Annotated in this window: 8 protein-coding genes; 2 read left to right on the top strand and 6 right to left on the bottom strand. The window is 40.6% G+C overall.

Annotated features, from left to right (window positions below; genetic code table 11):
• Positions 1–130: 130 nt before the first annotated feature.
• Positions 131–1,408 (bottom strand): N-acetylmuramoyl-L-alanine amidase, encoded by a 1,278-nt coding sequence (locus UABAM_RS20400; protein WP_151969845.1) that lies wholly within the window; start codon positions 1,406–1,408, stop codon positions 131–133.
• A gap of 254 nt (positions 1,409–1,662) precedes the next feature.
• Between UABAM_RS20400 and UABAM_RS20395 the strand changes: the two genes are divergently transcribed.
• Positions 1,663–2,550 carry a tetratricopeptide repeat protein gene (locus UABAM_RS20395; RefSeq protein ID WP_151969844.1) on the top strand — a complete coding sequence of 296 codons (888 nt, stop codon included), beginning with the start codon at positions 1,663–1,665 and terminating at the stop codon, positions 2,548–2,550.
• A gap of 40 nt (positions 2,551–2,590) precedes the next feature.
• Here the strand turns inward: UABAM_RS20395 and UABAM_RS20390 are convergent, their stop codons facing one another.
• From UABAM_RS20390 to UABAM_RS20375, 4 genes are all read right to left on the bottom strand, one after another.
• Positions 2,591–3,901, bottom strand: coding sequence for an RNA polymerase sigma factor (locus UABAM_RS20390; protein ID WP_151969843.1), 1,311 nt, complete (start codon positions 3,899–3,901; stop codon positions 2,591–2,593).
• A 332-nt stretch (positions 3,902–4,233) separates the two neighbouring features.
• The gene (locus UABAM_RS20385; protein ID WP_151969842.1) at positions 4,234–5,532 is read right to left on the bottom strand and encodes a hypothetical protein; all 1,299 of its coding nucleotides are present in this window, start codon (positions 5,530–5,532) and stop codon (positions 4,234–4,236) included.
• 282 nt (positions 5,533–5,814) lie between these two features.
• Positions 5,815–7,989: a serine/threonine protein kinase gene (locus tag UABAM_RS20380; protein WP_151969841.1), complete on the bottom strand. Its 2,175-nt coding sequence runs from the start codon at positions 7,987–7,989 to the stop codon at positions 5,815–5,817.
• The gene (locus UABAM_RS20375) at positions 7,982–8,569 is read right to left on the bottom strand and encodes a sigma-70 family RNA polymerase sigma factor (RefSeq protein WP_151969840.1); all 588 of its coding nucleotides are present in this window, start codon (positions 8,567–8,569) and stop codon (positions 7,982–7,984) included. The genes UABAM_RS20380 and UABAM_RS20375 overlap by 8 nt, the downstream gene beginning before the upstream one ends.
• A gap of 220 nt (positions 8,570–8,789) precedes the next feature.
• Between UABAM_RS20375 and UABAM_RS20370 the strand changes: the two genes are divergently transcribed.
• Complete coding sequence (locus UABAM_RS20370) at positions 8,790–10,772, top strand: S9 family peptidase (RefSeq protein WP_151969839.1); 1,983 nt, start codon at positions 8,790–8,792, stop codon at positions 10,770–10,772.
• Between the two features lie 224 nt (positions 10,773–10,996).
• Here UABAM_RS20370 and UABAM_RS20365 read toward each other — a convergent pair whose 3' ends face one another.
• Complete coding sequence (locus UABAM_RS20365; RefSeq protein ID WP_151969838.1) at positions 10,997–12,523, bottom strand: PA5033 family protein; 1,527 nt, start codon at positions 12,521–12,523, stop codon at positions 10,997–10,999.
• Between the last annotated feature and the right edge of the window lie 112 nt (positions 12,524–12,635).

Raw genomic sequence — 12,635 nt, 5'->3', positions numbered from 1 at the left:
TAACATCCCTCTGTAATCAATTTCATCCCAGACTGGACCCACAAAAACCATAACATCTTCTTAGGGGAGTTACACAAAAACACCACCTAGATTAGGTGGTGCTTTGCTACTTCAATTGTCGTTATTTAGGTTACTTACGGAGTCCTACAGATCCCCACACAGTTGCATTTGCTTGTACACTGCGTGAAGCAGATCCTGATTTGTAGCCTGACTTGGAAACGGTGTAGCTGTAGTTTCCAGGAGCAATTTGAAAACGAAAAATACCATCACTACCGGTGGTGACTTTTTTACCATTGCTCAGTGTTACTGTAGCTCCGGAAAGGCGAGAACTACTTCCCTTCGCGGAATCGTAAATGGCACCAATCAGAGTTCCGGTTTCACTTCCACTACCACCATTTAGTACATCGCGTACATCTCTTTTGATTTGTGGAATTTTGCTATATAGTCCGCGGCCTGGACATGCGGTGTTCGAGAAATCCTTGTGTCCGTATATCTCATTAGGACTAATATTATAGCGATCACACAACCATGCGAGTGTATTGATCATCGCCTTGTAACCATTTGGGTGTACAGACTCAATGTCATAGTCACCAATCAGGTTTACACCAACGTTATTGGTGTTAGCTCCACCGGTGTGTGCTCCCAATACGTTTTCAGGACGTCCTTGGTAAATGACGGTTTGTCCAGAAGAGTATGTACCTATGAGGAAATGATATCCAATGTCTGACCAACCGTTGCTGTCCATGTGATAATTTTGGATAGAACGAATGGTAGAAGCACCTTTAAAACTAGACGCTAGTGGACGATATGTATGGTGAACTGTCAAACGACGTGGGCTGTGGTAGCTGTAGCCTTTTTTTGGTTGACGTGCTCCCCAACCATTTCGCGAAACAATGCTTGGCTTAGAAACGCCGCGCATTCCCATTCCCGAAGGTAGAGCTTCTTTAATCATGTGTTGAAATACAAAGTCATAACATACCTGTACTTCGTTTAATTGTGGAGATTGGCCTTCGCTATTTGCGGTAAAAATAACGCGGTAGCGATACGCCTGGTTGGTATTTTCGAAGTGTACATCTGCCTCAGAAGTATGGATTTGTTTCCATTCACTCCATTCAAAATCGCGATTTTGTGCGCTAATTTCGAATTGTATTGTTGCACCTTCTGGTACTTCGGCGAAGTAACTAATCGTCGCCGCATTAAAAAACATCTTACTTTGGATCGCATCCGAAGTAAGCTTACCGCTTGTGGTATCAGGATATAATTGGATACTGTTATCGATAAGTGTCACTTTTTCACACTGACAGCGTGTCATTTTTTGTGCGGTAAAGCGATCGGTGTACTGCAATTCATCGTGCGCAAATACACTAGTTGTTATTACAAAAATAAGTGATAAAACGCAAAATCTCATTGAAACCTCCCTTGTCAATATTGATTTAGAGTGAGGTAACAATTATAGCAATTCTTCGTCGTCAATGCAATATAGCGTTTTTTGCTCGCCAAATCTCGCACAACAAAAATATATTTGTTTTGAACAAAAAACGAAAAAATAACAGTTTTGTCTCGTCCACCCAAGAAAAAACTTGCTTTGCTTTTAAAAACAAGTAACAATTAAAGTTAATGCAATAACAAAATAATTAATAACCTATTACAAAGGTAACTTTTATGAAGCGACTTCCTTATTTTGTATCTATATTCATCTTGGTGTCTTGTGTTTCTTCTCCACAACGAGAAATGATTGACTTCAACAAGCAACAACCTGCTCCTCGTCATCATGCACAACACCAAGCACAACAGAAACACCAAGATCACCAACACCAAAACCAAGATCATTCCGCGTCCAAAAGCGATGAACTCCCAGGAGAAGATCTACCAGCATTTCTCCGCGAGGAAAGTGATGAACAATCCACCATAGACTTGAGTGATGCAAAAAATGATGACTACGAAGAAGCGCAGAACTTTTTTGAAAGTATCGAAGATCCAAAAGAGACACCACCCGCAGATACGGCGATGCCGCGATCAATAGAAGAACGCCTAGCGTACACCGCCACTTTGGTAAAAGAAAAAGAAAACGACCAAGCCCGCGAAGCAATTCACATTGTGATGAGCGATGACCAGTTTCCACAATTGCCGTTAGATAAAAAACTACTCGCATACTCGTTAAATGGACAACTACAAATGCGCGATTTTAATCACGATGCGGCCTTGGCATCTTTCAACAAAGCGCTAAAATTATTCAACGAGCAAGGTGAAGTATCGAGTGAAAACATACGCGTTGTACGCCTAATCGTTTACTATCGTTCGCGCGTACACAACAAATTGGCAAACTACCCAGATTCCGCCGCAGATATGAAGGCGTATATCGCGTTAAGCGAGCAAGCCAATCAAACCGTAACCTCACAAGAATATGCAAGACTTGCCATCGCATATTACTTGGCAGAAGACTATGAGAGTTGCAAAGCCATTTTGCCTAAAGTTTCCGAAGCAGATCGCAAGGAATTGGCCGAACAACTAGAAGATGAAATGTTTCTTTTGCAGGAAAGTGAGTACTAGGCGATCATCAAGGCGACTTTATGTCGCCTATCTCTCTCCGTTAATTATTCGACAAAATCTGCAACAAATCGTTTATTTCCTCCTCAACATTTTCATCTTGCGTATAACGAGAAACCTCCTCGTGTAGAAGCCTCTTATACAAAAGAGAACCGCGACGAATGGTTTTTTGCATGCTACTTTTCGTCGTGGAAAAGTGTTGGGCTAGCTTTTCATATGATAGTTGCGTATCATAAATATTGGCCACGATATAATCAGGAAATGCTTTTTCAAGAAAGCGCCTATTTAGACGCAATGAAGCATTGGGGATGTGTTGCGGATAAAACTTTTGTAGTAGATAGCGATTCGCATATAGAAAAGCTTTATGGCGGTCTTCGATGGCGAGCTTCGGCACCCTTTGGTAGTTTTCGTTAGAAAAGATAGGTCCTACCATCGCCTGATTGATTTCCTGAACAATACCTTCGGTATTTTTTTTCAACGCATCGAAAGTCGCGTTTTCCAATGGAAACTTTACCTGTAAGATTTTGTGTAAACTTTTGTCATGTGGATGATTGCCACTATATATCTTTTCAATAAACGCCGTACCATCATTTATTTCTTTTTGAAATAGCCGACATTCCTCTAAGTAATCAATAAAAAAATTGCCATCGTACAAGGTCTGTGTTTCTAGCACATGGTTAAGTTCATCGACAAATTTCTTTTGTGTAGCGATAGGCGGCTGTGCTTCTGCTGCCGCGATCTCTTGCACCACTGTGGGGGAAAAATATTGTTGAATTCCCTGAACCACAGGCGAAGAATCACTGCAAAACATACGCATGAATTTCCCCGGGTATGTTAAATCTCCCAACTTTAGCTTCAAGGAACCGCTGAAAAAATATAACCACAATGCTTTGTAATTGATAATCGACATGTTGGTTTCTTCGATTTCCTTACGCATATTGTCTAGAACAATTTCAAGGAGCGATTCTGCCCAAGCGCGATGGTATTCCACTTCCGCCTCTTTTGGATCTGGCGAATAGCCTTGCCCAACCTCAATGTTATCTTCAGGGTGTACAAATCCTCTTTCAAACTGCTCTTGTCGCGAACCGCGATGATCACGTACAAAACGTGAAATAAGAGTTAACAAAAATGTGCGAAACTTTCCTTTGCTTTGGTCGGCCCGCTCTATCCAATTTTTTTCTAAAAAAGCCACAAAAAATGCCTGTGTATAGTCTTGGGCATCTTCTTTCTTCAGTCCCTTCATCATCAAATATTTTTCAATGGCCGCGTTGTAGTCGCTGTATATCTTCTGAATGGCGTCTTTATCTGCTTTTTTGGCTTGTAAAACCTTTGACCACGAAGTTGTATTCCACATAGCATTCTCTTTCAAGATTTTTACAAAAAACTGTGTTTCTGGTGGTTTAGTAACGGAATATCTATCTTATAATGACATATGGTGCGGCGCAAGGTGAAATTCTATTCATAAAAAAAGCACACACGAGACGCTCTCGTGCGTGATTATGTATTTATTTACCAACCGCTAGTTAAATTCTCCAGCGTGTCATCCCCGTGAAAACGGGGATCTAGTAATATGATTTTTTCACATTACTGGTTTACCGCTTTCGCGGCAATGACATAAGTGGTTGTAAAATAGTATATTGGACTTTTTAAGTCTAAATTCAACTAGCAATTAGAGTATTATTTATTTTAGCGTATTTTAAATTCAGCGATACTATCTCTTTCAAGAACAATTCGTAAATCAGAGCCATCGATGTTGATGGATTTTATATAGTCAAGTTCATCTGTGGATGAGGTAAAGTACAGAACTTGTCGCGTTTCATCCAATTCGCAATAAAATAGCTCTGTTTCTTCCTCTTCCCAAACAGTTGTTACTTGTTGTGTATTCATGTCCAAACCGCGGATGGATGTCACCCAATATTTCGCCGGATCGCTTGGTACTTCAAAGGAAACAAAGTACAACTTTTGGTTTTCACTATCTACGACAAAGTCATGAATCACCGTAACCTCTGTACCTGAATTATCTACATATACAATCTCTTTACCACTACCATCAGTATTTACACGTGTAATTGTGTCGTGAAATGCCCAATAAATATGTTGATTTTTCGCATCTATTCTTAAGCTTCCGTCAACCTCTCCCAAATGATCCCAAACCTCTATGTTGTTGCCATTAAGATCACTTTTGTAAAGATACCGCTGTCCTCCTGCGTCTCCCGCGGTAAAAAAAATACTATTACTTGCATGATCAACTGCTAATTGGTGTATCTCTGTATCTAAAGACATTACCGTTTCAATATTTGACAAATCCATATTCGCTTTTTTTATTGTACCTGGAGTATGAAGTGAAGTCTCTCCTAGATATATTTTTTGATCTACAGCATCAATATCAAACTTTATATATTCTTCCCCATCAACCTTTCCTATTTTTTGCAATGATTTGCCATTGATATTGGCTTGAAAAAGAATTGTATCTTCAAATATGGAAGCGCCTTCTGTCCAATACATTTTCAAACTACTACGCGTAGAACTTGCGTATGGTATACGACTCGACAGTTGCGCTGTTAGTGTATAAGTGTTTGCAGAATTACTTTGAGAAATAACCTCGTATTCACCAAAACTGCTGCCGTTTGCTTTGCGACGCAGTAATTTTTGAGCTAATTTTTCCGCATCGTATGCCGTCACACTAATGGTAATTAGATTGTCGTTAGATTCTACCACCATTTTTTGTTGCTCAAAGCTTTTGCGCAGAAGATACAGAGAAATAGCATACCCACGATTTGTTTCACCTTCTTCTGTTACGGTATATTCTTTTATTTTTCTAGCACGTAATTCTTTTTTCAGTAAACGATGAGCGAGTTGCTTTGCTTGTTTGTCCGCAGAAATTACCTCTAAACTCATGTCGTTATTAAAAATTTCGATTTCGTATTGTAACGCAAATAGGCTATTCACAACGACTGCAAATGTGATTAAGATAAGTTTTTTCATTTTCTTTTTCCCTTTGTAAAGTATTTTATATTAGTTCTATTAGTTCGATGTACCATGAAAAAGTTACGGCACTTGTTTTGTTACTATACGTTTGGGAAAAAATAATCTGCGTATCTCACTTTTTTATTTTTTTTACCATTTTGTGATCATCATGTCCTGCCAAAGGCGTATCTACGTATAAAAAACGCGTTTTCAAAATAAAAAGGCGTGCAAAAGTAACAACTCTTGCACGCCCACTTTCTTTTGATCGAAAGTCGTATTTCATCAGTACAATACTTTACTTTATACCTTCAAGTAATGCTTACTTTGCGGATATTTTTTCTTCCACTTTGCAACAACTAGTGATCGTTTCATGTAGAGCTTTGTGAAAAATTTATTTTCACGTGTCGCCTTTTGCAACCACTTTTGTGCGGCAATTAGATATTCTTCATCGTTACTGACTTCCGCATTTCCCATGGTTTTCTCTAATGAAATGACCATCATTTTTAGCGCATTGAGAATGTCGCTTGCACTTGTCATCGGAGAATCCACCGCCAGACAATCTTTATTTTTTTGCTTTATAATCCACTGTTTTTCAATGCGCGCGGCATTCAACAACGGTTCTAATTTCAAAGCCTTATCGATGTAGTCGAGACTTTTTTGGTAATGAGTATCGTCATTATTGCCGTGCGCTATTAATTTATGTTGGTACGATTTAAATAAGTAAAAATAGACATTGTGTGGCTTACCATCAAAAAACTTCGCAAAATATGCTCTTTCACTTTTGGATTTTGCTTTGTCCTCCAACAAAAATGCATTTTGATACCCAAGGAATGCCGCGGCAAACTCTTTTTCGTTGGATTTTAACGCTTTGCGAAATTTATCTAGAGCCACTTTCAGAGAGTTTTTTCTATTGCGACGATAAAACTGTAGGTGCATCTTTCCGGAAACGAGAAAAATTTTGTTTTTGTCAAACATTTTTTTACTCATCATCCGCGATAAGATTTGTTCGATAAAAGGGTTCTTCATCGTGCTACGAAAAAATAATCCCGACTCTATTTCATTAGGCAACATCCATATCGAAGTGATGAGCCTGCGGTTTTGTTTCGCAAAGTCAAATTCTCCCAATTCTTTTACCGCATGGAAGGCATTTTTATCTAACTCTTCCATCTCGTCTTTCATTTTTCGCAGCTGTTTTTTATAACTATTTACTTCGTCTTGTTTTGCCCCGATTTTCGCCACCGCACTTTGGTATTTACCACGCAGATGGGCAATATGCGAACTCTGATACCAAACAAATACCGCTAACATGCATGCCGTCAAAATAACAACGCCACCGACAACCGTGATCGCATTTTCAAATAACCATTGATTTTTTCTCTTTGGTGTCGCTTTTATCGAAGCGCCTTCGAGATAACGCTCTAAGTCTTCGCTCATTTCCGCAGCACTTGCGTAGCGGTCTTGCTTCTTCTTTTCCAAACATTTGAGTATAATGTTTTCCAAATCTTGCGATATATTGTGATTGATTTCTCGCGGAGGTGTAGGACGCGAATAAGTCACGCGATACAACACCGCTATTGCACTGTTACCCGGAAACGGAATAACTCCGGTCACCATTTCATAGAGTGTCGCTCCTAAACTGTAGATATCCGCTTTTTCATCAATGGTTTTGTTTTTACCTGACGCTTGCTCCGGCGGCATATAAGCAGGGGTTCCCACAACACTACCTGTCTGAGACAATCTACTTCCGCCACGCGTTGCCTTTGCTAGTCCAAAATCGGCAAGAAAGGGCTGCGAAGATTCATCGATCATGATATTGTCAGGTTTTATATCGCGGTGTATCACATTTTGTTGATGAGCATAATGTACCGCATTCGCTACCTTAATCATCATTTTCGCCGCCTTCCGCGAATTCAAGCGCTTTTCTTCTTCAATAACGTCCCCCAGAGATTTCCCACAAATATAGTCCATTGTGTAAAAATGATTGTTGCGGTCTTGCCCAACTTCGTATATGCCGACAATGTTAGGGTGTTTCAATTGAGAAATGGCCTGTACTTCACGGTAAAAGCGCTTTATGCTAAGATTATTCGACATAGAACCACAAATGATCTTTAAAGCTAGCTCGCGATTCCACTCGGGATCGCGCACTAGAAACACTTGCCCGAAGTTTCCTTCTCCTATTTTACGCAGCACGACATAGCGTCCTATTTTGTGTACTATGCGTTGTGTTGCTTTTAACGCGTTATCGTTTTTCATCGTTTCCGCATTCTGCGGCGGAGGGTGTTTGCCGTTATCTACTCTTGGAGGTACTTTTGACGTAACATTATCCGCACGATACTTTTGCGTAGGGTCTACGGCCTTATTGGTACTGCAAGATTCCGGAATGCGAACATCCGCAGGATATTTTCCTGTGGAATAAATAAAGTTAGCGCAATCTTGCAAAATTTTATCAACACTTTTTCCTTGGTATTTATTCATCTCTCAGAATGACCTCCACTTCCCGGCAAAGTTCCTGTAATGACTTCTGTACTTGGTGTTTACTTATTTGAAGTTCCATTGCTATGTCATTCAGGCTTTTGCCATCGCGATACTTGAGTAAGAAAATATTTTTTACATACGGTATATTCGAATTTTCAACAAAATTATTGATGACTAAAAAATCGAGTATTTCTCCGGCCTTGGAATTGCAAGTCTCTAAGTTTTCTATTATCGAAAATTTTTGATTATTGTGTAGAGCTTGCTTAAGCATCTGCATCTTGTTCGTACGTTGTTTTTGCCAGTAATTGCTCAGTTCTCCCTTGATCAGCTTAATTACCAAAAAGTTAAACGATTTTTTTTTATCCATCGTCGTCACTTTTTTTGCCAGTGACAGTAACACTTTATTGGTAATGTCTAAACTATCATGATAGTCACCCGTAGCCATAAATATGAATTTATAAATAGCGTCCTGATATTTTAGTAAAAACTTATTCATATGCGCTACCGTTCCCGGGTTTTGCTGAATATACTGTATCAATTCGATTGTAAGAGTAGAACAGTTTCTTTGAAGATTCATCATTCACTCCTTTATTATATATACCTGCCTATATAATATATGTGTGGATAAGAAACATTGTTGTCCGAGTTTTTTTAAATTATTTTCTCCAAGTATCGTAACGCTGTGGATTTGTTTCTCTTTGGCAAACTTATCAATGTTTTATACAATAACAAATAAAAACCGTGCATAAAATTTTTTTACGTGCACTCCGCGAATTAATTTACATCTAGAAAGCCAAAAAATGAAAAAAATTTATTGCGTTTTGTGGTTATTGTCACTCACATGCCTTTATACCGAAAGTAACAACACACTACAGTTGATGGACGTTTTTGAATTGGAATATGCCTCCGATCCACAAGTTTCTCCCGATGGAAAAACAGTTGTTTATACACGCAACTCCATGGATGTAATGAATGATCGCAAGGTCACACAAATATGGATTGTAGATATTGTTAGCAAAAAACATCGTCCTCTTCTCCCAGAGCATACGCATTCCCCAAGGTGGTCGCCCGACGGCACACGCATATTGTATACAGCAAAACACAACACATCAACACAGCTATACCTGTATTGGCTAGAAGACAAACTCAGTCACAAAATTACCCATGTATCTTCGTCTCCGCATGGTGCCTGTTGGTCGGCAGATGGCAAACACATCGCCTTTTTGATGTTTGTAAAAAAGCCCAAAAAGAGTTTTGTACAATTGCCCGCGAAACCACAAGGGGCTAAATGGGCAAAACCACCGATCTTTGTGGACGCACTGCGCTATCGTTTTGACGGTGGTCGTTATAAAACACCTGGAAATCAACAAATTTTTGTTGTTCCCGCAACTGGAGGTACCGCACGACAACTCACCACAGAAAAATACGATCACCAAGGACCTCTAGCATGGAAAAACACTCACATTATCTACACGTGTAATTCCACTCCAGAGGAGCCGCTCCATTCTAATATTTACCAAATAGACATCAAAAGCGGCAAATCACAACAACTCACGTCGCGTATGGGTCCCGATCACGGCCCACTTGTTTCTTCCTCTGGACAAATAGCTTATCTAGGATTTGACGACAAATACAAAGGCTATCAAACGACCAACCTCTACCTATTATCGCCAGCAAAAAATCTCACGGCAAAATTCGACCGCAGCGTTAATAAAGCCCTTTGGAGTCATGACGGAAAAGGAATTTATTTCTCGTATACCGATTTGGGGCAAACGAAGATAAACTATATTGACATTCATAGCGGAGAAATGACCGTTGTCGCGAAAAATGTAGGAGGGCTCGCTCTGGGGCGTCCATATGCTAGGGGTGATTTCTCGGTAGGGCAAAAAACAGTGGCGTATACCTTAGCGCGCAGTGACCGCCCCGCAGACCTCGCAGCGATTTATCAAAACGAACAACACACTCTTACCAGCCTTAACGAAGATTTGTTGGGTCACAAACAATTGGGTAGTGTAGAGGAATTTTGGTTTGCCTCTTCACATGACAAGCGCAAAATCCACGGTTGGGTCATCAAACCCCCGCAGTTTGATGCCAGCAAAAAATATCCACTCATTTTAGAGATTCATGGTGGACCATTCGCTAGCTACGGCCCCCACTTTGCTGCCGAGTTACAACTATATGCCGCCGCTGGTTATGTAACCGTATACATAAATCCCCGTGGAAGCACAAGTTATGGCAATGAGTTTGCCAACCTTATTCATCACAACTATCCAAGCCAAGACTATGATGATTTAATGTCGGGTGTTGATCATGTCATCAAACAAGGTTATGTTGATGAAAAAAATCTATTTGTCACAGGAGGTAGTGGTGGTGGTGTTTTAAGTGCGTGGATCGTAGGAAAGACCAATAGATTTCGTGCCGCCGTTGTCGCAAAACCCGTTATCAACTGGTATAGTTTTGTTCTCACCGCAGATGCGTACGACTATTTTTGCAAATATTGGTTTCCGGGATTTCCTTGGGAGCATCCCGAGCACTACCTGAAACGCTCCCCATTATCGTTGGTTGGCAACGTAACCACACCAACAATGCTCTTAACCGGAGAACGAGACTACCGAACACCTATTTCTGAAACAGAGCAATTTTATCAAGCGTTACGTTTGCGTAAAGTGGAATGCGCAATGGTCCGTATACCCGAGGCCTCACATGGTATTGCGGCAACACCAAGTTATTTGATGAGTAAAGTAGCATACATTCTCGCATGGTTTGATAAATATCGCGATTAGGATTGTTCGTTTATAGATATTTGCTGGTATACGATGCCCCCACAATCGGCTTCGCCGATTACTCCCCGCAGGGGGAGTTTACGTAGTTCAAAAAGTAAAGAAAAAACGCAACGTTAATTCGCGTCAATAAGTATCCGTATTTGTCACGCATTCCAAGGACGTCTTTTCCTATACGCCATTAGATGCACTGATGTGGGGGCATCGCACACCAGTGACTCACCAAATTACCACACAATTTTCTGAATGCGATCGGTGATCTTTCCGGTGCGGCCTTTGTTTTCTACGCCAATTTCGACACCCGGTTGTCCATCTTGGTCAAAAGCACCCTGTATTCGATAATCACCATTTAAACCATAGCTACGTATCTTCTGGTCACGGTCATCAATAATGCGAAATGCGCCACGTTGTACAATACCAATTTCGACACCTGGTTCACCATCAGCATCGTAATTGCCATTGATCGCATAGTCGCCGCTCAAGGAATATGACTTTGTCTTTCCGGTGATGTAATGCAAAATGCGAAATGCGCCGCGTTGTACAACACCAATTTCCATTCCTGGCTGCCCATCTGCGTCGTATTGTCCATTGATGGCATAATCACCGTCTAGATAGAACGATTTTATTTTACCGCTACTGTGTAAAACGCGAAACGCTTTGCGTTGCACAACACCAATTTCCATTCCCGGTTGCCCATCAACGTCGTATTGACCGTTAATCGCATAGTCGCCGTCTAGGTGATAATTGCGAAATCGTCCGTTTTGAATTACGCGAAAAGTTCCGCGTTGTACGATTCCTATTTCCATCCCCGGCTTACCATCTAAATCGTAATGTCCATTGATGGCATAATCTCCACTTAAACCATGAGACTTCACGTCTTCGGTGGCATGATGCAAAATGCGAAACGCACCGCGTTGTACTATCCCAATCTCTTCACCAGCTTTACCGTCGACATCGTAGTGACCATTGATCGCGTAATCGCCACTCAGTGGATAGGACTTCATTTTCTTGATGCGATGTTGCAATATGCGTAAAGCTCCGCGTTGGATAATTCCAATTTCCGCCCCTGGCTGATCATCTAACTGGTAACTTCCATTGACTCCATAATCACCGTAGAGAGAATATGCTTTTGCTTTCTTTTCACGATCATCGATGATGTGAAAGGCTCCACGTTGCACGACCCCTATCTCTAAACCAGGTTCTCCGTCTAGATCGTATTGCCCGTTTATGGCATAGTCTCCACTGAGGATGTAACGCTTCATTTTTTGCGTACGATGATTGATCACCACAAAATTTCCGATGGTGACAACACCAATTTCCATTCCTGGTTCGCCATCTAAGTCATACTGTCCATTTACCGCATATGGTGGCTGTAGAGGATAAAATTTTGTTTTCTTGGAAGCACCATCCGTAACGCGAATACCGGTTTTGGTTACTTCGTACTGATCAGATTCGCCGTCGCCATTTAAATCACCACGACTATTTACAACTTGTTCGCTACTTTTATTTTCCCGAACTCTTTTCGTGCTGTATTGTTCTAACAATTCTTTATTTCCCTCTTTGGAAATAGAGTTCAGACGAAGAACTGTAACAGCGCTGTTGGGATTGTCTCCGTATTGCGAAATGCTATTTTGCATAACCATTCCCGTTTTTTTTAGTGTATCATAAAGTTGTACTCCCTCATGATGTACTTGTTGTGCACTAACCGTCAAAATCAACACCGCAGCGAGCAATGATACTTTCAAAATATGCATATTTTTCCCCATTTCACATAAATTTTTCTTGGTAAAGAGTGGTTGAGAATAACTTATTTACCCTAACAAAACCACAATGAAATATCAACAAAATCTCATCGTGATACACCTC

Origin of the sequence: Candidatus Uabimicrobium amorphum (assembly GCF_009002475.1) — a bacterium.
GTDB lineage: Bacteria > Planctomycetota > Uabimicrobiia > Uabimicrobiales > Uabimicrobiaceae > Uabimicrobium > Uabimicrobium amorphum.
The sequence above is the reverse complement of the archived record's forward strand: the minus strand, read 5'-3'. Positions and strand labels throughout refer to the sequence as shown.